The 22,730-nt window shown below is 66.1% G+C and carries 26 protein-coding genes; 17 read left to right on the top strand and 9 right to left on the bottom strand.

The features are described 5' to 3' along the window. The first annotated feature begins 47 nt into the window (after window positions 1–47). From ABHF91_RS14640 to ABHF91_RS14630, 3 genes are read left to right on the top strand one after another with little or no spacing between them, the layout of a single operon-like run. Window positions 48–476: a hypothetical protein gene (locus tag ABHF91_RS14640; RefSeq protein ID WP_409420993.1), complete on the top strand. Its 429-nt coding sequence runs from the start codon at window positions 48–50 to the stop codon at window positions 474–476. A 20-nt stretch (window positions 477–496) separates the two neighbouring features. After that, window positions 497–1,009 carry a pyridoxamine 5'-phosphate oxidase family protein gene (locus ABHF91_RS14635; protein ID WP_409420992.1) on the top strand — a complete coding sequence of 171 codons (513 nt, stop codon included), beginning with the start codon at window positions 497–499 and terminating at the stop codon, window positions 1,007–1,009. 4 nt (window positions 1,010–1,013) lie between these two features. Next, entirely contained in the window at window positions 1,014–1,709 is a 696-nt protein-coding gene (locus ABHF91_RS14630; protein ID WP_409420991.1) for a Fe-only nitrogenase accessory AnfO family protein, read from the top strand. Window positions 1,710–1,719: 10 nt separating this feature from the next. Here ABHF91_RS14630 and ABHF91_RS14625 read toward each other — a convergent pair whose 3' ends face one another. The 8 genes from ABHF91_RS14625 to ABHF91_RS14590 all read right to left on the bottom strand — a co-directional run bounded on the left by ABHF91_RS14625 (window position 1,720) and on the right by ABHF91_RS14590 (window position 7,524). After that, window positions 1,720–2,190, bottom strand: a complete 471-nt coding sequence (locus ABHF91_RS14625) for a DUF2127 domain-containing protein (protein WP_409420990.1) — start codon at window positions 2,188–2,190, stop codon at window positions 1,720–1,722. 65 nt (window positions 2,191–2,255) lie between these two features. Next, window positions 2,256–3,188: an AEC family transporter gene (locus tag ABHF91_RS14620; protein WP_409420989.1), complete on the bottom strand. Its 933-nt coding sequence runs from the start codon at window positions 3,186–3,188 to the stop codon at window positions 2,256–2,258. A 51-nt stretch (window positions 3,189–3,239) separates the two neighbouring features. Further along, window positions 3,240–3,956: a DUF554 domain-containing protein gene (locus ABHF91_RS14615; protein WP_409420988.1), complete on the bottom strand. Its 717-nt coding sequence runs from the start codon at window positions 3,954–3,956 to the stop codon at window positions 3,240–3,242. Window positions 3,957–4,133: 177 nt separating this feature from the next. Further along, on the bottom strand, window positions 4,134–4,988 hold the full coding sequence (locus tag ABHF91_RS14610) for a helix-turn-helix domain-containing protein (RefSeq protein WP_409420987.1): 855 nt from the start codon (window positions 4,986–4,988) through the stop codon (window positions 4,134–4,136). A 40-nt stretch (window positions 4,989–5,028) separates the two neighbouring features. Then, a complete protein-coding gene (locus ABHF91_RS14605; protein WP_409420986.1) occupies window positions 5,029–5,334 on the bottom strand; it encodes a DUF6506 family protein in 306 nt (101 codons plus the stop codon). A gap of 88 nt (window positions 5,335–5,422) precedes the next feature. Next, window positions 5,423–5,770 carry a cupin domain-containing protein gene (locus tag ABHF91_RS14600; RefSeq protein ID WP_409420985.1) on the bottom strand — a complete coding sequence of 116 codons (348 nt, stop codon included), beginning with the start codon at window positions 5,768–5,770 and terminating at the stop codon, window positions 5,423–5,425. Further along, entirely contained in the window at window positions 5,760–6,737 is a 978-nt protein-coding gene (locus ABHF91_RS14595) for a diguanylate cyclase domain-containing protein (RefSeq protein ID WP_409420984.1), read from the bottom strand. Before ABHF91_RS14595 ends, ABHF91_RS14600 begins: the two co-directional genes overlap by 11 nt. Before the next feature lie 73 nt (window positions 6,738–6,810). Continuing rightward, window positions 6,811–7,524 (bottom strand): glycerophosphodiester phosphodiesterase family protein, encoded by a 714-nt coding sequence (locus ABHF91_RS14590; RefSeq protein WP_409420983.1) that lies wholly within the window; start codon window positions 7,522–7,524, stop codon window positions 6,811–6,813. Window positions 7,525–7,903: 379 nt separating this feature from the next. Here ABHF91_RS14590 and ABHF91_RS14585 point away from each other — a divergent pair, with 379 nt between their 5' ends. Beyond that, window positions 7,904–9,172 (top strand): hypothetical protein, encoded by a 1,269-nt coding sequence (locus ABHF91_RS14585; RefSeq protein WP_409420982.1) that lies wholly within the window; start codon window positions 7,904–7,906, stop codon window positions 9,170–9,172. A gap of 117 nt (window positions 9,173–9,289) precedes the next feature. On the opposite strand, the gene ABHF91_RS14580 is transcribed toward ABHF91_RS14585, so the two are convergent. Further along, a complete protein-coding gene (locus tag ABHF91_RS14580) occupies window positions 9,290–9,736 on the bottom strand; it encodes a YaiI/YqxD family protein (RefSeq protein WP_409420981.1) in 447 nt (148 codons plus the stop codon). Window positions 9,737–9,965: 229 nt separating this feature from the next. Here ABHF91_RS14580 and ABHF91_RS14575 point away from each other — a divergent pair, with 229 nt between their 5' ends. From ABHF91_RS14575 to ABHF91_RS14515, 13 genes are all read left to right on the top strand, one after another. After that, window positions 9,966–11,918 carry an EAL domain-containing protein gene (locus tag ABHF91_RS14575; protein WP_409420980.1) on the top strand — a complete coding sequence of 651 codons (1,953 nt, stop codon included), beginning with the start codon at window positions 9,966–9,968 and terminating at the stop codon, window positions 11,916–11,918. Window positions 11,919–12,015: 97 nt separating this feature from the next. After that, the gene (locus ABHF91_RS14570; protein WP_409420979.1) at window positions 12,016–12,891 is read left to right on the top strand and encodes an MSHA biogenesis protein MshI; all 876 of its coding nucleotides are present in this window, start codon (window positions 12,016–12,018) and stop codon (window positions 12,889–12,891) included. Beyond that, complete coding sequence (locus tag ABHF91_RS14565; protein WP_409420978.1) at window positions 12,888–13,484, top strand: PilN domain-containing protein; 597 nt, start codon at window positions 12,888–12,890, stop codon at window positions 13,482–13,484. Before ABHF91_RS14570 ends, ABHF91_RS14565 begins: the two co-directional genes overlap by 4 nt. Before the next feature lie 35 nt (window positions 13,485–13,519). Then, window positions 13,520–14,122: an MSHA biogenesis protein MshJ gene (locus tag ABHF91_RS14560; RefSeq protein WP_409420977.1), complete on the top strand. Its 603-nt coding sequence runs from the start codon at window positions 13,520–13,522 to the stop codon at window positions 14,120–14,122. Beyond that, window positions 14,115–14,438 (top strand): MSHA biogenesis protein MshK, encoded by a 324-nt coding sequence (locus tag ABHF91_RS14555; RefSeq protein WP_409420976.1) that lies wholly within the window; start codon window positions 14,115–14,117, stop codon window positions 14,436–14,438. The genes ABHF91_RS14560 and ABHF91_RS14555 overlap by 8 nt, the downstream gene beginning before the upstream one ends. Before the next feature lie 4 nt (window positions 14,439–14,442). Further along, the gene (gene mshL, locus ABHF91_RS14550; protein ID WP_409420975.1) at window positions 14,443–16,086 is read left to right on the top strand and encodes a pilus (MSHA type) biogenesis protein MshL; all 1,644 of its coding nucleotides are present in this window, start codon (window positions 14,443–14,445) and stop codon (window positions 16,084–16,086) included. A gap of 3 nt (window positions 16,087–16,089) precedes the next feature. Continuing rightward, the gene (locus ABHF91_RS14545; RefSeq protein WP_409420974.1) at window positions 16,090–16,980 is read left to right on the top strand and encodes an ExeA family protein; all 891 of its coding nucleotides are present in this window, start codon (window positions 16,090–16,092) and stop codon (window positions 16,978–16,980) included. Beyond that, the gene (locus ABHF91_RS14540; protein ID WP_409420973.1) at window positions 16,977–18,125 is read left to right on the top strand and encodes a tetratricopeptide repeat protein; all 1,149 of its coding nucleotides are present in this window, start codon (window positions 16,977–16,979) and stop codon (window positions 18,123–18,125) included. The genes ABHF91_RS14545 and ABHF91_RS14540 overlap by 4 nt, the downstream gene beginning before the upstream one ends. 1 nt (window position 18,126) lies before the next feature. Continuing rightward, window positions 18,127–19,830 (top strand): GspE/PulE family protein, encoded by a 1,704-nt coding sequence (locus ABHF91_RS14535; RefSeq protein ID WP_409420972.1) that lies wholly within the window; start codon window positions 18,127–18,129, stop codon window positions 19,828–19,830. A 3-nt stretch (window positions 19,831–19,833) separates the two neighbouring features. Next, window positions 19,834–21,054, top strand: a complete 1,221-nt coding sequence (locus tag ABHF91_RS14530) for a type II secretion system F family protein (RefSeq protein ID WP_409420971.1) — start codon at window positions 19,834–19,836, stop codon at window positions 21,052–21,054. Then, window positions 21,054–21,530 carry a hypothetical protein gene (locus ABHF91_RS14525; RefSeq protein ID WP_409420970.1) on the top strand — a complete coding sequence of 159 codons (477 nt, stop codon included), beginning with the start codon at window positions 21,054–21,056 and terminating at the stop codon, window positions 21,528–21,530. The genes ABHF91_RS14530 and ABHF91_RS14525 overlap by 1 nt, the downstream gene beginning before the upstream one ends. A gap of 30 nt (window positions 21,531–21,560) precedes the next feature. After that, on the top strand, window positions 21,561–22,187 hold the full coding sequence (locus ABHF91_RS14520) for a Tfp pilus assembly protein FimT/FimU (protein WP_409420969.1): 627 nt from the start codon (window positions 21,561–21,563) through the stop codon (window positions 22,185–22,187). A gap of 31 nt (window positions 22,188–22,218) precedes the next feature. Then, window positions 22,219–22,671 carry a prepilin-type N-terminal cleavage/methylation domain-containing protein gene (locus ABHF91_RS14515; RefSeq protein WP_409420968.1) on the top strand — a complete coding sequence of 151 codons (453 nt, stop codon included), beginning with the start codon at window positions 22,219–22,221 and terminating at the stop codon, window positions 22,669–22,671. Window positions 22,672–22,730 lie beyond the last annotated feature (59 nt).

Below are 22,730 nucleotides of genomic sequence, written 5' to 3'. Positions count from 1 at the left end.
CCCCGGCGGGCTCAGGCCCGCCGTTACCCTCACCCCAGGAGGTGACCATGAGCAAGATGTTGTTTGAACAAGCCCGGCAGCGCTACCGGCGCAACATGCTGGATGCGGAGGGCTACCACGCCCGCGCCTGCCAGTTCGCCCAGGAGGGCAAGCCGGCCAGCCTGGTGTTTAACGTGGCCTCGATCGCCATCGAGTGCTACCTGATTGCCCTGTGTGCCTATCACGATGCCATGCCCTTCAACCACAACTACGCCAGCCTGGTGTGCACAGTGGAGGAGGTGGAACCGGACTTCCCCGAGGAGCTCAACGCCAAGATCCGGGCGCTGGATGCCATCTTCGGCATCTGTTCCCTGGAGCATTATCACCACGGCACGCCGGGTATGGAGGACGCCCGGGGCGCCCTGGCGATCTGCGGCGAGCTGGTGAGCCATTTTATCCGCCGCGGCCTGGTGGCCGTGTCGACGGAACCCTTTTGACCGGCTAAGGAGAGCTGCCGATGAGCATGACACTGCCGCCCATGGGCGACGGCCACCCCCATGGCGCCATGCGCCGGGAGGACAGAGAGATCCAGGACCCGGCGCAGCTGAAACAGATACTGGCGGCCGGCCACCTGATGCACCTGGCCATGGCCAGCGGCGACGAGCCCTTCCTGCTGCCGCTGTTCTACGCCTATGACGGGGAGGCGCTCTATTTTCACTCCGCCAAGGGGGGCACCAAGATGGATCTGCTGGCCCGCAACCCCAAGGTCTGCTTCTGCATCAGCGACTATCAGGGGGTGATCCCGGATGCCCAGGCCTGCAACTTCGAGGCGAGGCACAGGACCGTCATCGGTCAGGGGATCTGCCGCCTGGTGGAGGATCCCCAGCAGAAGGTGGCGGCGCTGGATCGCATCGTCGCCCGCTTCACCCCACAGTCGTTTCACTATCCCCAGGCCAACCTGACGGCCACCCGGGTGGTGCGCATCGACATAGTGGCGATGAAGGGCAAGCAGCATGGCATGGGGGGCTAGCCTGATGCAGATAGCGGTCTTCGAGGATGGGGCGGGGGCCAGCCAGTCCCTGCCGGGGGCGGGGCAGATCCGCCTGTATCAGGCCGAGGGGGAGGCCGGGCCCTGGCAAGCGGGGGCCGCGTTCCCCTTCGCCCTGGCCCAGGGGGATCTGGCGGCGATGCGCCATCAGGTGATCCAGCTGCTCAAACGCCTGCACCGGCACGGCTGCCGGGATCTGGCGGTGCGGGAGATGCACGGCTTCGTCCGCGCCATTCTGGACGGTTTCGGCGTGGGCATGTGGTGCCTGCGGGGCGACATCCCGACCGGGCTGACGGCGATCCGCCGCCAGCGCCTGGCGCAGCACGCCGCATCGGCCTCAGACGACAGCCAGCGGCAGCCGGGGCGCTGCCGGGGGCAGGGCTCAGGCGCTCCGCTGTCGGCAGAGGCGCGGGCGCGCTTTTTGCCGCAGCCCACGGCCGATGGAGTGGCCGGCAGCTTCGTCATCGACCTGGTGCAGAGCCTGGCCGCCAGCGGCCTGAATTCCCAGCAGCTGCTGCTGCCGTTCTTGCAGGCGCAGCCCTTCACCCGGCTGCAGATCCGCTGTGATCACCCGCCCCGCTGGCTGGCACGGGAGCTGGCGGCCCGGGCCATTCAGCTGGAGATGACGGTGGGCGCGGACGGCCTGCCCCGGCTGTGGTTGACGCCAAAGGCGCCGGCGTGACGGGGACTCCTCAACGCAGACCGGTGGACGCTTGCCGACGGCGCTCCCGCAGGGCCTGGACCATGATGGCCACCACCAGCAGGTTGGTGAGCAGCAGGCCGTAGCTCAGCACATCGGGGCGGTGCAGGCATTCCATCACCTCGAAGGGCAGGTAGATGCCGCCGCTCAAGGCCGCCAGCAGCTCGGCCCAGGAGGCGTTGCGGTACAGGCCGTAGGCCTCGACGAAGCGCATGCTGGCATAGGCCAGGGCGCCCAGGGCGAGCAGGGTGAAACGGACATTCTGCAGGTGGTCGATGGCCTGGATGAAGATGCCGGGATAGTGGGCGGCGGGGTTGAGGTGGGCATGCTCCACCAGCCGGACGGCGATGGCATGGAGATCCTGATGCAACAGCAGCAACAGGCCGGAGGCCGCCGCCAGGGCCAGAAGCCCCTTGAGGGCTTCGAACGCGGCAACCAGCCGCAGCGTCTTGTGCAATACCATGGGCACCTCGGGTCGGGGGCAGAGGCCCCCTTTTTACACCGCCGCCGCCCGCGGGTCGAGCCCGGTTAGCCGCCCAGCTGGTGGGCCAGGGCCAGCAGCAGGGGCAGGCTGAGGATGCTCAGCAGGGTGGAGAGGGTGAGGGTCTGGCCGGTGAACTGGGTGTCGCGGCCGGTGAGCTGGGCAAAGATCACCGTGATGCCCGCCACCGGGCAGGCCATCAGCACCAGGGCGCACAGGGCCAGATCCGGCGGCACCCGGCACAGCCAGAGGGCCAGCAGACAGACCAGGGGCAGCAGCAGGTTGCGCAGCAGCACGCACAACCAGCTGGCACCACTCCGCCAGCTGCCCACCAGGCGGATGCGACTCATGGCGGCACCGATGATCAGCATGGACAGGGCCGTGTTGAGATTGGCCACGTACAGCAGGCTCTGCTGCAGGGCGCCGGGCAGGTGCCAGCCGCTGAGGAACATGGGAAGCCCCACCAGGGCCGCCAGAATATTGGGGTTGTAGAGGGCCTTGGTCACCGCCTGGCGATCGAAGCGGCCGGTGAAGCTCATCAGGCCATGGCTCCAGACGAAGATGCCGTTCACCGTGATGAACACGGAACCGTAGAAGACGCCGCTGCTGCCCTGCAGGGCGCTGATCAAGGGGATGCCCATGAAGCCGCAGTTGGGGTAGACGCAGGCGAAGCGCATCTCCGGCAGCAGGCGGCGATCCCCCAGGGTATGGCGGTTCAGCAGGCCCTGGCTCAGCAGGATGCACAACAGGTGCAGGCCGGTGGCCACCGCAAACATGGCCAGGAAGTAGTGCAGCCGCTGGGCGCTGAAGGGGGTCTGGAAGGCATGCAGTATCAGGCAGGGCATGACGATGTAGCACAGCAGCCAGGTGAGCTGCTGGCAGACGTGCTCGTCCAGCACCCGGCGGCGGGCCAGCACGAAGCCCAACCCCATCAGCACAAACAGTATGGTGACCTGGTTGAGCATGGTCAGGATGGCCATCCTTCCCCCTTGCGGTGATCATGGCGGCAACCGGCCGCCGCGGGGCGTCCGCTAGCCGAAGAAGTGGCGCCACAGGTAGGAGAAGGGCAGCACGAACAGCAGCGCCGGCAGAAAGTTCACCACCGCAAACGGCATGATCTTGGCGATGCGCAGCCCCACCGCCAGCATGATGATGCCCCCCACGGCGCTGAAGTCCGCATAAGCCACCGCATCCATGTAGGGCATGATGACACTGGCCAGCAGGAACAGCAGGGCCTGTACCGCCAGCTGCACCAGGGCCAGCAGGGCCACGCTGGGCCCCAGGCTCATGGCGAAGATGACGGCGGTGGGCAGGTCCATCATGGCCTTCACCAGCAGCAGCTGATAGTTGCCGTCAATGCCCTCGGTCAGGGCGCCCACCACCCCCAGGCCGCTGGCGCCGAACAGCACTATGATGGCGGTGAATTGCTGGGCGAAGGCCTCCTGGTTGAGGCCCCGGGGCAGGGGCAGCCAGCGCTGGCAGCGGCGCTGCAAGGTGCTGGCGGCCCGGCTGACCCCCTTCTCCAGATAACAGAGTTCCCCCACGGCGGTGCCCAGGATCAGGGACATCACCATCACCGGCAGGTAATGCACCTTGACGATCATGCTGATGCCGATGGCCATGGAGGCCAGGGCGAAGGTGGCCGGCAGCCCCCGTTGCAGGCGCTGGGGGATCAGGCGGGCCAGCACGGCGCCCCCCAGACCTCCCAGCACGATGGCGCCGCTGTTGATGAGCGGTCCTAACATCATGACGACTCTTCCTTGATTGATGGCAGCGATGGGCCTGGTGTGACGCCGTGGAACTGGGGCCTGGACCGGAGAGGGGAGCGAAGCCGGCAGCGCGGCGGACCGAGAATGGGCCCGACAAGCCGCTAACCATAGCACCGCAAGCGGTTGCGGCCTAGGGACTTGACGGCTGTTGGCTGACTATTCCGGCTGTCGGGAGGGGGTGTGGTAGCAGTGGAGACCGTGCAGCAATTGTTGGCGCAGCTGCCCCGGGGTCAGGCCGGTGAGGGCCAGGCTGTCGTGGCTGAAGTGGGCCTGGTCGCAGAAGCCCCGGGCCAGGGCCACCTGCACCAGCTCAAGCTGAGGCTCCAGGGCCAGTTGGCGCAGGCTGTGCTGCAGCCGGGCCAGGCGGGCGAACTGCTTGGGGCTGACGCCAAAGCGCTGGCCGAAGCGCCGCTCCAGGTGGCGGCGACTCCAGCCCAGGCCGTCGGCCAGACGGGGGATGGGGGTGTTGGGGGCATAGTAGAGCCGCTGGATCAGCGCATCCTCGCCGGCCTGATGGGGTTGCTGGCAGCGGGCCAGCTGGCGCCGCAGGCTGGCTTCCACCAGGGCGATCTGCTGGGCCGGCGCTGGCTTCTGGGCCAGGGCGGCCAGCAGGGTCTCGCCCTCTTCGGGCCACAGGGTTTCCAGGGGCAGCAGGGTATCCGCCAGCTCGGCGAAGGGCCAGGGGGTGAAGTGGCGCAGCTGGCCGGACTTGAAGCGGATGGCCAGCAGTTGCTGGGGGCCGGGGGCGCCGAGCTGCAGGGTCTGCCGCCGTGGGCATAGCAGATGCCCACGGGGCACAGGGTGGCCATCGGCCAGCTGGGGTCGGCTGGCCAGGTGGCAGAATAGTTCGCTGCCGGTGCCGGGAAACAGCGGTGGCAGCGGGGTGCCCGCCGGCAGGCTCCAGCCCCACAGGCGATCCACGAAGGGGGCCAGATCGGCGCTGGGGGCCTGACTCCAGCGGTGGGGCGGCAGGGCGGACATGGGGGCTTCCTGGGTGGCAGATGGCACCATATTACGCCCTTCCGGGCCCTTGCCCAGGGGCTGCGCCGGGTTAGCCGAACAGGCTGTCACCGCTTTGAAACTCCAGGCCGGGATGCGCGTCGAACCGCACCGCCCCCACCGGGATGCGGCCGGCGGCGGCCCGCTTGACCCGTGCCACGCCGTCGTGGCCAAAGCCGGCGCACAGCTCGATGGCGACGAAGCCCCGCTCGATGAGCTGGGGCACCAGATCCTCGGCCTGGCGGTAGTTGGCGACCGCGAAGGTGGTGACCTCCACCTCCGGGGTGATGACCTGGGCCTGGTGCTGGCTGGGATCGGCTTGGGGGGCGACGAAGATAAAGGCGGCTTTGAGACTCATGATGGATTCCTTCTTGTCCTGAGTAAGGAGCCATCAGGGTAGAGTGGCCCGGCCGCACCATCTTGTAAAAATGCGACCCATTGGCCTCTTAGCGGGGGGCGGGCAGGTGCAGGGCCAGCCAGACGGTGATCTGATCCGCCGGCGTCCAGGCCACCTTGTGGCGGCAGTGGGCGGGGATCAGCAGGCTGTCGCCGGGCCCCAGGCGGATGGGCTCGGCCTCGGCAAATTCCAGCCGGGCGGCCCCTTGCAGCAGGCAGACCCATTCGTCCTCGTCCTGATCGAACCAGCCGGTCTCGGGGGCGGTCTGACCGCAGGAGAGGATGCGCAGCAGACGCACCTCGCCCGCCTGCTGCAGCAGCTCGAACCGCTCGGCGTCGAGATGGGTGGGCAGGTCGGCCAGTAGGCCGCGCCGGGGACCCGGTCCCTCAGATGGCATATTCGTTCTCCCCGTGACCGGGCTTGCTGCGGTACATATGCTCATCCGCCCGGGCCAGCAGAGCCGCCAGCTCCGGCGGCTGATCGGGGTGGTATTCCACCACCCCGGCACTGAAGCGGATCTGGTAGCCGCGGTTGGCCTCGCTGTTCATCCGCTGCAACGCCAGGCGGAAGCGAGCCAGCACCCCCTCGGCCTGCAGCCGGTCGCAGTCGGGCAGCAGCACCACGAACTCGTCGCCCCCCAGGCGGGCGAAGATGTCCGCCTGGCGAAACTCCAGGCTCAGCAGCCGGGCGAATTCCTGCAGGGCACGATCGCCCTCCGCATGACCGAACTGGTCGTTGATCTGTTTGAAGCCGTTGAGATCCATAAACAGCAGGCAGGCCTGTTGCTGCTGACGGTAGGAGCGCTGCAGACTCTTGTCCGCCAGTTGCAGGAAACCACGTCGGTTGCTGATCTGGGTCAGCTCGTCCAGCGTGGCCAGGGTCAGGGCTTCCAGCTCGCGCACCGCCATGGCGGCCAGATCCGCCAGCAATAGGCGATCCTCCTCGTTGAGCCGATGGGGCCGTTGGTCGATGAGGCACAGGGTGCCGAGCCGGCGGCCTGTGCTGATCTGCAAGGGGTGACCGGCGTAGAAGCGGATATGGGGTTCGCCCGTCACCAAGGGGTTGTCGGCAAAGCGGGGATCCTGCCAGGTATCCTCCACCACCAGGGGCGCCTCGCTCAGAATCGCATGGCCGCAGAAGGAGATATTGCGCGGTGTCTGGCGCACCGGCAGGCCGATGCAGGACTTGAACCATTGGCGGTCCTGGTCCACCAGGCTGATGAGGGCGATGGGCACGTCAAACAGGCGGCGGGCCAGCCGGGTCAGGCGATCGAAGCGTTCCTCATCCGGGCTGTCCAGCAGGTTCATGCTGTGCAGATCCGCCAGGCGCATGGCCTCGTCGGCGGGTAGGTCGGGTTCCAGCATTCCCTTGATCCTTGGTGTTTTTTACCTGGGGTCAAGCATAACGCCTACGCCTGTCTCTCGCACCTGCCGTGGGCTAGCCGGCAAAGCGCGCCGGATGATCGCTGATCAGCATATCCACACCCCAGGCGGTGGCCTGGACCAGCCAGGCGGGATCGTTGGGGGTGTAACAGTGCAACCGGTAGCCGGCCTGCTTGATCCGCTGGGCCTGATGGGCAGTGAGGTGGCGATAGTCACAGTGCACGCTCCAGGCGGCCAGGGCCGCCAGGGTGGGCAGGGGATCGGCGGGGATCCGCTGCCATAGCTGGCCGCGACGCACCTGGGGCAGCCGGCGCTGCATCAGGGCCAGGGCCTGGGTGTCGAAGCTGGAGAACAGCAATGAGTCCGCCGGCAGGGCCAGGTGTTCGATGACCTGGGCCACCGCCTCGCACAGGGCGGGCAGATCCGCCACCTCATAGGCCTTGAGTTCCACGTTCACCTTGAGGGGGTAGCGCAGGCACAGGGCCAGCACGTCCGCCAGGGTGGGGATGGCCTCACCGGCATAAGTGGGATCGAACCAGCTGCCGCCGTCCAGCGCCTGGATCTGGGCCAGGCTGAGATCCCGTACCCGGCCATGGCCGTCGCTGCAGCGATCCACGGACTCGTCATGGATCACCATGGGCACGCCGTCGGCGCTCAGCTGGACATCCAGCTCCACCCAGGGGAGGCCGGCCTCCGCCGCCAGGATGAAGGCACTCAGGCTGTTTTCCGGGGCCTGACCGGACAGGCCGCGATGGGCGCATAGTTCCATCTTTGTCTCCTTGTCATCGAGCTGGGTTGGTAAGCAGTCTGCCTGCGCCGCATGACGATTGGGTGGTGGACCCGGTGAGGATAGCGCGTCATCGGGGCCAGGGTTGGGCCGCCTGGGGGACCTGGTGCGCCGGGCATGGGCCAAATAGTGCTCATTTGAATGCGATTTATATGCATAAAACTATCTGTTTTCTGGGTCTTTAAAACATTGTTCTCATTCTGCCTGGCTAATTTGATCTTTATCAATTTATGCATGGGGTATTAAAAAATATGACAAGCGCTGCTCTATGTTGATCTTGAGTGGTGACGGCCGTAGTCAGCCGCGCCATTTTCAAAAAAATAGCGTGCCTTGCATAAGGTGACTGCTATGGGAGGTTCTTATGAGAGACTATTCACCGGCAAAGAGATGGGTGGTGAATACCATCTCTCTTCTGGCCGCACTATTCTTGGTGGTGACCGTTGTCGTTCCGAATTTATCTCTGGCGGCCAAGGGGGGTAACAATCCTGGCTCAGGTAATTCAAATAATGGCAATGGGAGTTCAGGTGGAATAAAAGGAGAGTTGTATGGCGATCTCTGGGTCATTGTTCGCGATGCCAATGGTGAGCCTATTCTTTTCTCCTGGGCAGAAGACGAGGAAGGCATTTATCTACCCAGTTATACCGATAGCAGAACGGGCTGTCTCCAGCCGATTGCCAATACGACAACCGAAGCATTACCCGCCGGACTGGTAGCGCTTGCCGATATGGTTAATTGGGAGGTCTTCACCGAGGTATTTGGCACAGATCTCTCGACGGGACTTGCCGGCCTGCCCTTGATCCCCCTCGATGGGGATTGTGAAATCATCGGCGAGGATTACACCCAAGAGGTCGATTTTGGCCGTCTGAGCGTGGCGCGCTCTCCGGTCGCCGTCATTGACTCCGCCCTTGAGGAGGCGCTGACCACCATCAGGTCCGGCATCGCGATCAGCTCGGATCCGGCTGGCCGGATCGTGGTCCACTTCGCGGACGACAGTCAGAAGACGATCGATGCGCCGCTGGAAAACCTGGCACTTTATAAGCAGTTAATGCTGACCGGCAGTATCTTTACCGATGATTCAAGGCCGAGCCCAGGCAATGAGCTGGACAACCTGTTTGACAATAGCCTGACCCGTGAAGATCTGAATGTCGCGGCGGCTTTCTTGTCAGCCTCTGGTGATAAAACGGGCACCATCACATTGGATCTGGTGATCAATATCAACACCATACTGGGTATCAATACGGCCGCCGGTTACTTTGATTTTGAAAATGTGGCTGGGGTGCAAGATAATACTTACGGCTATTACCGTGGTGTCACCAATGAAAGCTATTGTCGAAATCCGACTGTTTATGATAGCCAATCGGCCTGCGGCATGTTTTCTGGCGTGCAAGCGACCCTGATCCTTCCGTCTAATAAAGAGGGAACTGTCGTTAGCGCGTTAACGCGTCAGACCATTACCCTGCTGGAGGATGCTTATCCCCAGGTATTTAATGATGTGGCGCCAACCGATCTGTTTTCTAACACGGCAGCCCGCGGTTTTACCCAGGCGGCGGACGACTCGTTAAAGGTCATCAATTATATTCATAACTGGGCATTGCCCGACTTACCCGAAGGGTGGAGTTGGCAAGAGTAAAGGGGATGCCTGTCGGACAAGCTGGCGGCGAGCCGGCTTGCCTGACGGTCGCGTGACAACGGGCCTGGCGCATGCCAGGCCCGTCTCTTACCGCTTACTGCCGCCTGGCCGAGGGGCTTATCCTTGCCTGGCCAGCAGCCGATCCAGGGCGTTGGCGAAGGCTTGGCGATCCGCCTGACTCAGGGTGGCGGGGCCGCCGGTCTGGATGCCGCTGGATCTCAGGGTATCCATGAAGTCCCGCATGGTGAGCTTCTGGCGTATGGTGTCCGGAGAGTAGAGCTCGCCGCGGGGGTTGAGGGCTCGGGCGCCCTTTTCTATCACCTCGGCGGCCAGGGGCAGATCGGCGGTGATCACCAGATCGCCGGGTTCGGCCCGCCGCACTATCTCGTTGTCCGCCACGTCAAACCCCGCCGGCACCACCAGACTGCGGATATTGGGCGCGGGCGGCACCTTCAGCGGCTGGTTGGCCACCAGGCTCAGGCTCAGGCCGGTACGCTCGGCAGCGCGAAACAAAATATCCTTGATCACCTTGGGACAGGCATCGGCATCCACCCAGATTTGCATGGTCGTTATCCTCGTTGGCCGGCGGTCGGCCGGGCAGTGGCGACACCCTAGCAGGGGTGGCGGCGCTAAGATAGCCCCGGCGCACGCTGGCGGCCTCTGACTATGGTCTCGGGCGGCGGCTCGGGGTAAGGTAGCGGCGTCCAGGGAATGGAGACGTTATCATGCTAGTGCAGTTGTGTGTCCCGGTCGCAGGATGCGGCCCCTTCCGTCCGGTTGCAGGTGACCGGCCATGAAACTCATCAATCAGATCGCCGCCTTCTTGGCCCTGTGTGTCATTGCCACCGTCATGGTGGTGATGGTCTCCATGGCGTTGAGTTTTCACTACCTGGCCGAGGGCTTCCTGGAGCGGGAGCTGCAGGCGGTGGTGCACATCATCGAAGAGGATGGCCTCTCCCGGCGGCAGCTGCCGTCGCTGACGGTCTGGCTGCCCCCCATCCTCAAGGCCAACCGGGTCAAGCAGGTGGAGATCGCCTTTCGCGGCGAGCCCCTGTTCAGCTTCCAGGACAACGACCAGCCGGATCCCGGTGATCCCGCCCAGAAGCTGTTGGTGAAGCGGTTGCACGGCGACCGTTATCCGGCCCTGCAGGTCACCTTCTATGTGCTGCCGCCCCTGTCGGATCTGGAGTACCTGCAGGGGCCCCTGTTTGGCATTACCGCCGGCATCACCCTGGTGAGCCTGGGAGTCTGGCTGGCCATCGCCTGGCTCAGGCGCCAGCTGCGGGGCGCCGTGCGCCTGGCGGAGCGCAGCGAGCTGATCCTCAACGACCAGCTGGGGCGGCTCAAGCATGACCCGGCCAGCGAGTGGCCCGAGGCGGCGAGCCGGGCGCTGGATCGCCTGCTGGGCGAGCTGCGGGAGGCCCGCAAGGAGCGGGGCCGCTTCGACATGTTCATCCGCCGCAAGGTGTTTATCGACAAGCAGCTGGGCATCGGCAACCGCCTGTTCTTCAGCAACCGGCTGGAGGCCGCCATGGCGGATCCCGCCTCCGGGGTGGGGGCCGTGCTCTTGTTCGAGCTGGCGGCCCTGGGGCAGATCAATGCGCGACACGGTGATGCCGAGGGGGATCTGCTGCTGCAAAGCTGCGTCCGCTACCTGCAGGCCTTCGTCGGCAAGCAGCCCGGCGCCTTGCTGGCCCGCCACGACGGCGGTCGGTTTGCCCTGCTGCTGACCAACGCCGCCGAGGCAGAGGTGGTGCTGCTGGCCCGCCAGCTGCTCAAAAGCCTGCTGCGCCTGCCGTTGCCCGCCGAGGTGGATCCCGAGCAGTGCCTGTATATCGGTGGCGTCTGTTACCAGCCCGGCGAGTCGGCCCAGCAGTTGCTGGAGCAGGCCGAGCAGGCGCTGCGCAGCGCCCGACTGGAGGGGGGCAGCGGCGTCTTCCTCTACGAGAAGCCCTTGCAGGTGGAGGCGCTGGAGACGGGGTCGGTGCGCTGGCGCAGCCGCCTGGAGCGTCAGCTGCAGCTGGGGCGTCTGCCCTTTGCCCTGCAGCCGGTACTGGCGGAGCCAAACGGCCGGACCGAGCAGGCGGAGATGCTGGTGCGACTCCACGACGAGCAGGGGGAGCCCCTGCCCGCCAGCGGCGTCATGGCCATGGTGGACAAGGTGGGGCTGCAGCTGGCCTTCGACCGGCTGATGCTCCAGCAGGCGCTGGAGCGCTTGGCGGAGACCCCCATGCCGCTCAGCGTCAACCTCCATGCCGAGAGCCTGCTGGACCGGGAGTTCTCCCGCGGTCTGGTGATGGCCCTGGTGCGGCTGGGCCGCGACAAGGCCAGCCGCCTCATCATAGAGATCAACGAGTCCCTCATCGGCCGGCATCAGGCGGCCCTGCGTCGCCCCCTGCGGGCCCTGCGTCTGCTGGGCTGCCGCCTGACGGTGGATCAGGCGGGCCGCGAGGTGCAAAGCACCGACTACGTCAGGGAGTTCTCCCTGGATTTCCTGAAGCTGCACCCCAGTCTGGTGCGGGAAATCCATAACCGGCCCTTGAACCAGATGGCGGTGCACTCCCTGGTGGGGGGCTGCGACAACGACCACACCCGGGTCATCGCCGTGGGGGTGGAAACCGAGGCGGAGTGGCGCTGCCTGCGGGGCCTGGGGGTCTCCCTGGGGCAGGGATTCTGGCTGGCCTCACCGTCGGAGCCGACGGCGGCGCCGCCCAAACGGCGAAAACGGGAGCTGGCCGGCAAATGAGCCGGGCCGTCGGTCCCTTATCTAGAGCGAAGATCGGCACCATGGTACACTTCGCCGGTTTGATTTTTCAGAATGTTGCAGCTAAGGGGCAGCAGGCATGACGGGGATCCGCAATTGGCTGGCTGGGCGCCGGCGACCCAATCGTCCGACCATAGCCGTGGGCTTGTCGGCGGAGCGGGTGCGCCTCTACCAGCCCGGCAAGCCGGGGCAGTTTGTGGAGGCGAGTGTCGCTCACGCCGGTGAGTGGGGCACGGCCCTGGCCGGCCTGCTGCAGCCCCTGCAGTTGCAGGGCGCACGGGTGCAGGTGGTGCTCGCCCCCAGCCTGTACCAGGTGCTGCAGGTGGAAAAGCCCAAGGTGCCGGACGAGGAGCTGCCGGGGGCCCTGCCCTGGGCGGTGAAGGACTTCGTCAGCGAACCCGTGCTGCAGCTGGCCATGGATTACTTCGAGCTGCGCAGCAACCCGGCGGCCGCCCCGCGCCTGGCGGTGGTGGTGACCCCCAAGAGCCGGGTGGCCCAGATCGCCGAGGCGGTGAATGCCCAGGCGCAGCTTGAGTCCATCGTCACCGAGGAGCTGGCATTGGCGGATCTGCTGGGGGTGAGCGACGCGGTGCAGCTGCTGCTGTTCCAACCCGCCCGCCAGGAGCCGCAACTGCTGGTGGTGCACAAGGGACAACTCTGTTTCACCCGCCAACTGCGCGGCTTCGCCCGCCTCACCGAGGGCGCCGCCGACCCGGATCTGCTGGACAGCCTGGCCCTGGAGCTGCAGCGCTCCCTGGATTACCTCATCAGCCAGCTCAAGCTGCCGGAGGCCGGCCAGCTGTGGGTGGCCTGTGAGGGGGCGGATCTGGGGGGCCTGGTGCGCCACCTGGGGCAGCAGTTTTCCATGAACGTGCAGGCCCTGGCCAACCCGGCGGTGGCCGCCGGTCTGCCCTACCTGGCCCTGTACGGTGTCTTGCAGGGGGCGGCGGCATGAAACTGCGGGTCAACCTCTACACCGACGAATTTCGCCCCAAGCGCCAGTGGCTGACCCTGCCGCAGATGCTGGCGGGCTGGCTGGGGTTGCTGCTGCTGTTGCTGGCCTGGTGGGGGCTGAGCCAATGGCAGCTGAGCCAGCAGCAGCAGGCCAACCGCCAGGTGCAGCAGCGGCTGCTGCACCTCAAGCAGCAGAGCGATGCCCTGGATGCGCAAATTAAGGCGCGCCAGCAGGATGCAGGCTTGACTGCCGAGCTGGCCAAACGGCGCGCCCTGCTCACCGGCAAGCAGCAGCTGATGACCCAACTGAACGGCCGCGCCCGCCTGAAGAGCCAGGGCATGGCCGGCCTGCTGGCGGATCTGGCCCGGGTGGGGGGGCCGGACATCGCGGTGCAGCACATCCGCCTGGATCAGGGACGGCTCAGCCTCGCCGGGGAGAGCCGCAGCAGCGAGGCGGTGCCTGCCTGGCTGGATAGGTTCAAGCAGACCCAGAGCCTGGCCGGCCAGGGCTTCGCCGATCTGAAGATGCAGCGGGACGAGGCCGGCCGCCTGCACTTCGATCTCAACGCGCACACGGGAGGCAAGGGCAAATGAAGGCCTTCTGGCAACGCGCCTGTGAGCGTACCACTTTGATGACTATGCGTGAGCGGGGCATGGTGGCCCTGGCCGGGTTCTTGCTGATCCTGCTGCCGCTGTACGCCTTCGTGCTGGAGCCCCAGGCCAAGGCCCTGACCACCAGTCGCACCCAGGCGAGGAGCCTGGCCCAATCCCTGAGCCTGGCCCAGACCGAGCTGGAGACCCGGCAGGTGCTGCTGAAGCGGGATCCCAACCAGCCGCTGCGCCAGGCCCTGCAGGAGGTGGATGCGGCCCTGGAACAGGTGGACGAGCAGCTGCAAGCCCAGACGGTGGATCTCATCTCCGCCCGGCAGATGCCGGATGTGCTGCGCCGCCTGCTGGCCGAGTCCGGCAAGCTGCGCCTGCTCTCCCTGGCCTCCCTGAGCCCCACCCCCCTGTTGCCGGAGGAGGGACCGGTGAATTTCTATCAGCATGGCCTGCGCCTGCGCTTTGCCGGCGGCTTCGCCGATACCTACCGCTACCTGCGGGCCCTGGAGCAGCTGCCGGAGCATTTCTACTGGCAGCGGCTGGAGTACCAGGTGGGCCAGTATCCCCTGGCCGAGGTGGAGCTGGAGCTCTACACCCTGAGCGACAACAAGGAGTTTATCGGTGGCTAGCGTGAACCGAGTCCTGCTGGTTTGGCTGTTGGGGGCCCTGTGCCTGGCCCAGGCGGCCGAGACCCTGACCGATCCCACCCGTCCCCTGCAGGGCACCCGCGGCCAGGCGACGGCGGTGCAGGCCGGTCTGCCCCAGCTGCAGGCCATCATATTGGGGCAAGGGGCCCGTCAGGCCATCCTCAACGGCCACAGCTACCTGGTGGGGCAGCGGGTGGCCGGCTACAAGATTGAGTCCATCGGCGCTGACGCCGTGGTGTTGCGCCGGGGCCAAGAACGCCACCGGCTGGTGCTGTTTTCTCGCAAGGTCAGGTATTAACGCTATGACAAAGACCTCCTGGACCACACTGCTGCTCGCCCTGGGATTGGGGGGCTGTAGCCATTATCACCATCCCGTGCCCAGCGATGCCAAGCAGACCCTCAAGGAGGCCCAGAAGGCGGCGGTGGCGCCCCTGCAGGTGCCCGAGGCGGTGAATGACGAACTGCTGCCCAGCAATCCCATGCTGCCGGTGGCCCGGCCCCAGGTGGCGGAGCAACGCTTCCGGGTGGCGGCCAAGGAGGTGGAGGCCAGCGACTTCTTCGGCTCCCTGATGCGGGACAGCCGCTACAGCGTGGCGGTGCACCCCGGGGTCAGCGGCCGCATCACCCTGGAGCTGCGGGACGTGACCCTGCCGGAGGTGCTGGATACCGTCTCCAGCCTGTATGGCTACGACATAGAGCGCAAGGGCAACGTCTACCATGTCTATCCCGCCGGCCTGCGCACCGAGACCCTGCCCATCAACTATCTGATGATGACCCGCCAGGGCCTCTCCCGCACCACCATCAACTCAGGGCGGGTGTCGGATCAGGGCAGCAGCAACACCTTGAGCAGCAGTGATTCCAGCAGCAGCTCCAGTTCCAGCTCCAGCAACAGCGGCAATACCAGCAACACCAGCTCGGCCAACGGCACCAGCATAGAGACGGACACCAAGACCGACTTCTGGACCGAGCTACAGACGACCCTGCAGAAGTTGGTGGGCAGCGGCGACGGCCGCATGGTGCAGGTCAATCCCCAGGCGGGCCTCGTCACCCTGCGGGCCATGCCGGCCGACATCCGGGCGGTGAAGGCGTACCTCAACCAGTCGGAGCAGCACCTCAAGCGCCAGGTGATACTGGAGGCCAAGATACTGGAGGTGACCCTCAACGAGGGCTACGAGCAGGGGGTGCAGTGGGATAACTTCTCCATCAGTGCCGGGGCCACCGCCCTGACCGGCGGCTCCCTGGTGGCCATCCCCACCACCACCAACACCATCGGCAAGGCCATCGGCGGCGGCGCCAGCTTCCTGCTGAGCGACGGTACCTTCAGCGCCGTGATCAACATGCTGAAGACCCAGGGGGACGTGAGCACACTCTCCAGCCCGCGGGTCACGGCCATCAACAACCAGAAGGCGGTGATCAAGGTGGGCAGCGACGAGTATTTCGTCACCGACGTCTCCACCACCACGGTCACCGGCACCTCCACCACCTCCAGCCCGGACGTGGAGCTGACCCCCTTCTTCTCCGGTATCGCCCTGGATGTGACGCCGCAGATCGACGATGACGGCAAGGTGCTGCTGCACGTGCACCCCTCGGTCATCGACGTCACCGAGCAGCAGAAGACCATCGACCTGGGGGATGACAACACCCTGACCCTGCCGCTGGCCTACAGCGACATCCGCGAGTCGGATACCGTGGTGGAGGCCAAGTCCGGCGACATCATCGTCATCGGCGGCCTGATGCGCACCAACAAGGAACAGCAGGTGAGCAAGGTTCCCCTGCTGGGGGACATCCCCTTTCTGGGTCAGGCCTTCACCAACCGCAAGGACGTCAACACCAAGACGGAGCTGGTCATCATGCTGAAACCCCAGGTGGTGGAGAGCAACACCTGGCAGCAGGAGTTGCAACGCTCCTCCGCGCTGTTGGACAAGTGGTATCCGGAGGCGAAGTAACCGGTGTACGAGACCCATTTCGGCTTGCATGAGGCCCCCTTCGGCCTGACCCCCAACACCGGCTTCTACTACGGCCTGCCGCCCCATGAAGAGGCGATGCAGGTGTTGCGGGTGGCCCTGGGGCAGGGCGAAGGCTTCATCAAGGTCACCGGCGAGGTGGGCACAGGCAAGACGCTGCTGCTGCGCAAGCTGATGGGGGAGCTGGGGGGCGTGTGCCAGCTCATCTATCTGCCCAACCCGGCCCTGACCCCCGACGAGCTGCGCCAGGCCATGGCCAGCGAGCTGGGGCTGGCGGTGGACGGCGGCAGCCTGGCCCTGACCGATGCCATTCATCGTCAGCTGGTGGCCCTGCGCCAGGCGGATAAGCCGGTGGTGGTGCTGCTGGACGAGGCCCAGGCGCTGCCGGACGAGACCCTGGAGGCCTTGCGGTTGTTCGGCAACCTGGAAACCGAGTCCAGCAAGCTGTTGCAGGTGGTGCTATTCGGCCAGCCGGAGCTGGATCAGCGGCTGGCCCGGCCCCAGCTGCGCCAGCTGCGCCAGCGCATCACCTTCTCCTACCGGCTGCGGCCCCTGCAGCCCCAGGAGGCCCAGGCCTATCTGGCCTACCGGCTGCAGGTCTCGGGCTACCGCGGCCAGCCGCTGTTTGCCCGGCGCAGCGCCCGCCTGTTGTGGCGCGCCAGTCGCGGCATTCCGCGGCTGTTGAACGTGCTGGCCCACAAGAGCCTGATGCTGGCCTATGGCCAGGGGCAGTCCAGGGTGCAGGGCCGCCATGTGCTGCAGGCGGCGCGGGACACCGAATCGGCGGTGGACCCAAGCCGGCCCCTGGGCTGGGCCCTGATCCTGGTGTTGTCCCTCGGGGCCCTGGCCCTGTGGTGGTGGAGGTGGCAGGCATGAGCGTGATCAACCAGATGCTGCGGGACCTGGAGGCGCGTCAGGCCGGCAGCGAGCAGACGAACATCTACCGGCCCCAGCCCAGCGCCGGCCGCGGCCCCTGGTGGCTGGCGGGCACCGCCCTGACCCTGCTGCTGGCGGGAGGCCTGGCCTGGCAGCTGGGCTATCTGGGGCGGTCGGTGCAGGCCAGCCCGGTGACCGCCATGGCGGAACCGGCCCCCGCCGTGGCGGCACCCCCGGCGATGGAATCCCCCGCCGCGCCTGTGGCCGAGCCGGCACCGGCTCCCTTGGCCACACCGGTGGCCAGCGACACCACAGCGGCGGCTGCCGTGGCGCCCCAGGCCGGCGATGCCGGGGGGCCGACCGCGGAGACCCGCCTGCCGGCGCCCTTGCCGGAGGAGGAGCCCCTGTTTGTGGACGAAGAGACATTGCAGCAGCCGGTGAGCGAGCCGGTGGCGACGGCATCGGTCCAGCACCCAGAGGCACTGCAGGCCGCGGACATCTATCCCGAAGAGGATCTGTATGGGGCGCCGGCGCCCCAAGCCAGCCTCAAGATAGAGCCGGTGCAGCTGAGCCCGGCCCAGCAGGCGGCGCTCGACAAGCGGCTGGCCCGTCAGGCCATGGCCAGCGGGGATCTGGCCAATGCCCGGGAGGCCCTGGATCGGGTGGTGCGGGCCACCCCCATGGATCATGAGAGCCGGGAGCAGCTGGCCGGTCTGCTGTACGGCGAGGGGCGGCTCTCCGAGGCGCGCCAGCTGCTGGAGCAGGGCATGGCCCTGGCCCCCAACTATGCCAACTTCCGCCTGTTGCTGGCCCGTCTGGCCCAGGCCATGGGGGACAAACCCGGTGCCCTGGCCTACCTGCAGGGGCTGACGCCGCCGGTGGCGGCCAACCTGGATTATTACGCCACCCGCGCCGCCCTGGCCCAGGAGCTGGGCAGCCTGGATGAGGCGGTGCTCAGTTACCAACACCTGACCCAGGCCCAGCCGGCCAACGGCCGCTGGTGGATGGGGCTGGGGATCAGCCTGGACAAACAGGGTCAGATGCCCCAGGCGAAAGACGCCTACCGCCAGGCTCTGAGCCGGGGTCAGCTGGGAGAGGCCGCCCGGCAGTTTGTGCGGCAGCGTTTGACTCAATTGGAGCAGTAAGATGGCACAACCTCGCCTGCGCATGCGTCTGGGGGATCTGCTGGTGGCCGAAGGCATCATCAGCGAGGATCAGCTGCTGCTGGCCCTGCAGCAGCAGAAGCAGTCCGGCCGCAAGCTGGGGGCCACCCTAGTGGATCTGGGCTTTATCGGCGAGGAGCAGCTGCTCAAGTTCCTGGCTCAGCAGCTGAACGTGCCCTTCTTCGATCTCTCCAAGCTCAGCATCGCCCCCCAGGCGGTACAGCTGATCCCCGAGGTGCACGCCCGGCGCTATCGTGCCCTGGCGGTGAACCAACAGGACGACGAGGTGACGGTGGCCATGTCGGATCCGGCGGATCTGGCGGCCCTGGATGCCATCGCCAGCCTGATCTCGCCCCGGCAGCTCAAGCTGGCGGTGGCCCGGGAGGCCCAGCTGCTGGATTACTTCGACCAGCTCTATCGCCGCACCAAGGAGATCGAGAGCTTCGCCGAGCAGCTGCAGGAGGAGTACCGGGAGACCAGCTTCGATCTGGGGCTCGTCGAGGCCGGGGCCAGCGACAGCGAGGCCACCGTCGTCAAGCTGCTGCGCTCCCTGTTCGAGGATGCGGTGCAGGTGCGGGCCTCGGACATCCATATCGAGCCGGACGAGAAGGTGCTGCGCATCCGCCAGCGGATCGACGGCGTACTGCACGAGAATGTACTCAACGAGGTGCGCATCGCCCCGGCCCTGGTGTTGCGCCTCAAGTTGGTGGCGGGCCTGGACATCGCCGAGAAGCGTCTGCCCCAGGATGGCCGCTTCAACATGAAGGTGCGGGGCCACGAGATCGACGTGCGTATCTCCACCATGCCGGTGCAGCATGGCGAGTCCGTGGTGATGCGTCTGCTGGATCAGTCCGCCGGCCTGTTGCGCCTGGAGGACACCGGCATGCCAAGCGACTTGCTGGCGCGCTTCCGCCGCCAGCTGCAGCGGCCCCACGGCATGATAGTGGTGACGGGGCCCACCGGCAGCGGCAAGACCACCTCCCTGTATGCCGCCCTGTCGGAGCTCAACAGCCCAGGGGTCAAGATCATCACGGTGGAAGACCCGGTGGAGTACCGACTGCCGCGCATCAGCCAGGTGCAGGTCAACCCCAAGATCGATCTCACCTTCTCCAGCGTGTTGCGGGCCAGCCTGCGTCAGGACCCGGACATCCTGCTGGTGGGGGAGATGCGGGATCAGGAGACCGCCGAGATCGGCCTGCGGGGCGCCATCACGGGGCACCTGGTGCTCACCACACTGCACACCAACGACGCCATCACCAGCGCCCTGCGCCTGATGGACATGGGGGCGCCGGGCTACATGGTGGCCAGCGCCCTGCGGGCCATCGTCGCCCAGCGGCTGGTGCGCCGGGTCTGCCGGGATTGCGCCCAGCCTCATGAGCCCGAACCGGGGGCCTGGACCTGGCTGGAGAGCCTGTTCGGCCCCAGCGCCCGCCAGCATAGCTTCGTCAAGGGCCGCGGCTGCCAGAGCTGCAACTTCACCGGCTACCAGGGGCGGATCGGCGTCTATGAGCTGCTGGAGCTGGATCAGGCCATGATGGACGCCTTGCGTCGCGGCGATCCGGAGGCCTTCGCCCGCTGCGCCCGGGAGCACCCGGATTATCAGCCCCTGGTGCGGGTGGCCTTCGACTATGCCGGTGCCGGCATCACCTCGGTGGACGAGGTGTTGCGCCTGGCGGAGGTGGTGTAAGCCGTGGCGGTCTTCGACTATCAGGGCCGCACCCGGGAGGGGCAGGCGGTGAACGGTCAGCTGGAGGCGGCCAACGAGCAGGCCGCCGCCGAGCAGCTGCTGCGCCGGGGCATCCTGCCCACCGCCCTCAAGGCCGGCCGCAACCGGGGCCAGGCCATCGACTGGCAGCGGCTGCTGGAGTCCAAGATCGAGCTGCCGGAGCTGGTGATGTTCACCCGCCAGATGTATGCCCTGACCAAGGCCGGCATCCCCATCATGCGGGCCATTCACGGCCTGGCGGAGTCGGCCCACGGCAAGGCGCTGCGCCGGGCCCTGGTGGCCCTGGAGGAGGAGCTGGGCAACGGTCGGCCCCTCTCCCAGGCCATGCAGGCCCATCCCAAGGTGTTCAACAGCCTGTTTATCGCCCTGATCCACGTGGGGGAGAACACAGGGCAGTTGGAGGAGTCCTTCCTGCAGCTGGCCAACTACTTCGAGCTGGAGCTGGAGACCCGCAAGCGCATCAAGGCCGCCATCCGCTATCCCAGCTTTGTGCTGGTAGCCATCGCCGTGGCCATGGTGATCCTCAATATTTTCGTCATCCCCACCTTCGCCGGCATCTTCGCCAAGTTCGGCGCCCAGCTGCCCTGGGCCACCCGGGTGCTGCTGGCCACCTCCCACTTCTTCGTCCACTACTGGTGGCTGATTGGCCTGGGGGTGATCGCCCTGGTGGCGGCCTGGCTGCACTGGATCAGCACCCCCAAGGGGGCGCTGCGCTGGCACGGCTATCAGCTGAAGCTGCCCATCGTCGGCAGCATCATAGAGCGCGCTCTGCTGGCCCGCTTCTGTCGCAGCTTTGCCATGATGCTGCGGGCCGGGGTGCCGCTCAACAGCGCATTGGGCATGGTGGCGGAGGCGGTGGACAACCACTTCGTGGCGGGCAAGGTGCGTGAGATGAAGACCGGGGTGGAGCGGGGTGAGAGCCTGCTGCGCAACGCCGGTCACAGCGGCCTGTTTACCCCCCTGGTGATGCAGATGTTCGCCGTGGGGGAGGAGACGGGCCAGGTGGACGTGCTGTTGCAGGAGGCGGCGGAATATTACGAGCGGGAGGTGGATTATGATCTCAAGAGTCTCACCGCCCGCATCGAACCCATCCTGCTGGTGATCGTCGCCGGCATGGTGCTGATCCTGGCCCTGGGTATCTTCACCCCCATGTGGGACATGATGCGGGCCATCAAGGGGGGCTGATGAGTCGTCAGACCGATGCCGACGCCCGGCTGTTGAGTGTCTTCCACCTGCTGCTGGTGGGGATCTTGATACTGCTGTTCGTGTTCGTGCTGCTGGGTTCCATGTCGGAGCAGCGGGGTGAGGTGCAGCAGGCGGCCCTCAAGGTGCGGGCCCAGCAATGGATGGAGCGGGTCGCCTGGTGGCGCCAGCGCTGGCTGGAGGCCGGCCGGCCGACACGCTTGCAGCAGGGCGGGGAGAACTGGCTGCTGAGTCCCGGGGGCTGGCTGCTGGGCCATGACGTCACGGAACCCGGCGAGGCGGCTTGTGCCTCCCTGTGGACCGCGTTGCTGGCGGAGCCGCTGCAGATCGGGCGGGACCCGGTCAAGGTGGAGTGGACCCCCTGGAGCCAGCGCTGTCATTACCGTCTGGCCAGTTGGCAGCTGAGCTATGACACCCAGGGCGGCGCCGCCCTGGTGCTGGCGGCCGGTGTGGAATAAACAGAGCTTATCAATCACGGAGAAGGGGCTATGTCCAAGTCACAGGGCTTTTCACTCATCGAGCTGACCATCGTCATAGTGGTGCTGGGGATCCTGGCGGTCACCGCCTTGCCGCGCTTTCTCGATGTGACCGAGGAGGCGCAGAACGCCAGCGTGCAGGGGATGAGCGGTGGCTTCTCCTCCGGGGTCATGATGGCCCGTGCCCAGTGGGAGGCCCAGGGGCGCGGCACGGTCAACAGCATGAACAGCGTCCTGTATGACGGCATTCGCCTGTACCTCACCACCCCCAGTGAGGCGGAGCAGGAGGCGGGCACCCAGTCGCCGGGTTACCCTGTGGATACCGCCGCCAGCGGTAGCCCCACCGTTGATCCCGGTTCGCTGACCGCCGAGCGCTGCTTGAATCTATGGGAGGGTTTGTTGCAAAATCCGCCCGCGGCCACCACAAATTTTAGTAATGTCACATCTAGCGGTGAAGACATTAAGTATTATGTTTCCGCAGAAACGGATGGTAACGACTCCTACTGCCGCTACTACCTGATCATGAGCCTCGGCAAGGATCAAAGTGGCAGCTACGTGGATCCGGGTAACCGGACCGATGCCTACAAGAGTTTCAGCTACCGTCCGGCCAGTGGCCAGGTGGCTACCCATATCAATTAAGTCGCAAGCACAGACACAAGGTAGATACGCTATGAAAAGAAGTGCCGGTTTCACCCTGATCGAGCTGGTCATCGTCATCATCATCCTGGGGATACTGGCGGTCACCGCCGCCCCCAAGTTTATCAATCTGCAGAGTGATGCCCGTGAGTCCACACTGAGTGGTCTGAAGGCTGCCATGGAGAGTGCCTCTTCCCTGGTGTACTCCAAGGCGGTGATCAACGGGGTCGAGAGCACCGAAAGCGCCACCGTGAGCATCAACAACAAAGACGTTGCAACCGTATATGGCTATCCCGCCGCCACCAGCACCGCCCTGTCCAATGTCCTGGATCTGAGCGACAACGACTGGGATTGGGGCACCAGTGGTGACGTCGTCTACGCCTATCCGGATGGGGTTTCCGGTGCCGTGGATAGCTGCAGCGTGACCTACGAGGCCCCCTCTGCATCCGGCTCTCGTCCCACCATCACGGTACAAACCGGCTGCTGATAGCCGACGCAGTCGCGAGACTGGCTGGTACGGGGTGCGGGCGGTGAACGCCGCACCCC

This window comes from Pseudaeromonas aegiceratis, from assembly GCF_046254905.1.
Classification (GTDB): Bacteria; Pseudomonadota; Gammaproteobacteria; order Enterobacterales; family Aeromonadaceae; genus Pseudaeromonas; species Pseudaeromonas aegiceratis.
The sequence above is the reverse complement of the archived record's forward strand: the minus strand, read 5'-3'. Positions and strand labels throughout refer to the sequence as shown.

What these genes read in the sequence shown, in the direction of transcription:
- ABHF91_RS14635 (WP_409420992.1), top strand. Translation starts at nt 497, where the DNA reads ATGAGCATGACACTGCCGCCCATGGGCGACGGCCACCCCCATGGCGCC.
- ABHF91_RS14590 (WP_409420983.1), bottom strand. Translation starts at nt 7,524, where the DNA reads ATGGAACTATGCGCCCATCGCGGCCTGTCCGGTCAGGCCCCGGAAAAC.
- ABHF91_RS14625 (WP_409420990.1), bottom strand. Translation starts at nt 2,190, where the DNA reads ATGGTATTGCACAAGACGCTGCGGCTGGTTGCCGCGTTCGAAGCCCTC.
- ABHF91_RS14580 (WP_409420981.1), bottom strand. Translation starts at nt 9,736, where the DNA reads ATGCAAATCTGGGTGGATGCCGATGCCTGTCCCAAGGTGATCAAGGAT.
- ABHF91_RS14585 (WP_409420982.1), top strand. Translation starts at nt 7,904, where the DNA reads ATGAGAGACTATTCACCGGCAAAGAGATGGGTGGTGAATACCATCTCT.
- ABHF91_RS14565 (WP_409420978.1), top strand. Translation starts at nt 12,888, where the DNA reads ATGAAACTGCGGGTCAACCTCTACACCGACGAATTTCGCCCCAAGCGC.
- ABHF91_RS14520 (WP_409420969.1), top strand. Translation starts at nt 21,561, where the DNA reads ATGTCCAAGTCACAGGGCTTTTCACTCATCGAGCTGACCATCGTCATA.
- ABHF91_RS14610 (WP_409420987.1), bottom strand. Translation starts at nt 4,988, where the DNA reads ATGGTGCCATCTGCCACCCAGGAAGCCCCCATGTCCGCCCTGCCGCCC.
- ABHF91_RS14525 (WP_409420970.1), top strand. Translation starts at nt 21,054, where the DNA reads ATGAGTCGTCAGACCGATGCCGACGCCCGGCTGTTGAGTGTCTTCCAC.
- ABHF91_RS14605 (WP_409420986.1), bottom strand. Translation starts at nt 5,334, where the DNA reads ATGAGTCTCAAAGCCGCCTTTATCTTCGTCGCCCCCCAAGCCGATCCC.
- ABHF91_RS14570 (WP_409420979.1), top strand. Translation starts at nt 12,016, where the DNA reads ATGACGGGGATCCGCAATTGGCTGGCTGGGCGCCGGCGACCCAATCGT.
- ABHF91_RS14575 (WP_409420980.1), top strand. Translation starts at nt 9,966, where the DNA reads ATGAAACTCATCAATCAGATCGCCGCCTTCTTGGCCCTGTGTGTCATT.
- ABHF91_RS14515 (WP_409420968.1), top strand. Translation starts at nt 22,219, where the DNA reads ATGAAAAGAAGTGCCGGTTTCACCCTGATCGAGCTGGTCATCGTCATC.
- ABHF91_RS14640 (WP_409420993.1), top strand. Translation starts at nt 48, where the DNA reads ATGAGCAAGATGTTGTTTGAACAAGCCCGGCAGCGCTACCGGCGCAAC.
- ABHF91_RS14595 (WP_409420984.1), bottom strand. Translation starts at nt 6,737, where the DNA reads ATGCTGGAACCCGACCTACCCGCCGACGAGGCCATGCGCCTGGCGGAT.
- ABHF91_RS14615 (WP_409420988.1), bottom strand. Translation starts at nt 3,956, where the DNA reads ATGATGTTAGGACCGCTCATCAACAGCGGCGCCATCGTGCTGGGAGGT.
- ABHF91_RS14540 (WP_409420973.1), top strand. Translation starts at nt 16,977, where the DNA reads ATGAGCGTGATCAACCAGATGCTGCGGGACCTGGAGGCGCGTCAGGCC.
- ABHF91_RS14600 (WP_409420985.1), bottom strand. Translation starts at nt 5,770, where the DNA reads ATGCCATCTGAGGGACCGGGTCCCCGGCGCGGCCTACTGGCCGACCTG.
- ABHF91_RS14620 (WP_409420989.1), bottom strand. Translation starts at nt 3,188, where the DNA reads ATGGCCATCCTGACCATGCTCAACCAGGTCACCATACTGTTTGTGCTG.
- ABHF91_RS14630 (WP_409420991.1), top strand. Translation starts at nt 1,014, where the DNA reads ATGCAGATAGCGGTCTTCGAGGATGGGGCGGGGGCCAGCCAGTCCCTG.
- mshL (WP_409420975.1), top strand. Translation starts at nt 14,443, where the DNA reads ATGACAAAGACCTCCTGGACCACACTGCTGCTCGCCCTGGGATTGGGG.
- ABHF91_RS14535 (WP_409420972.1), top strand. Translation starts at nt 18,127, where the DNA reads ATGGCACAACCTCGCCTGCGCATGCGTCTGGGGGATCTGCTGGTGGCC.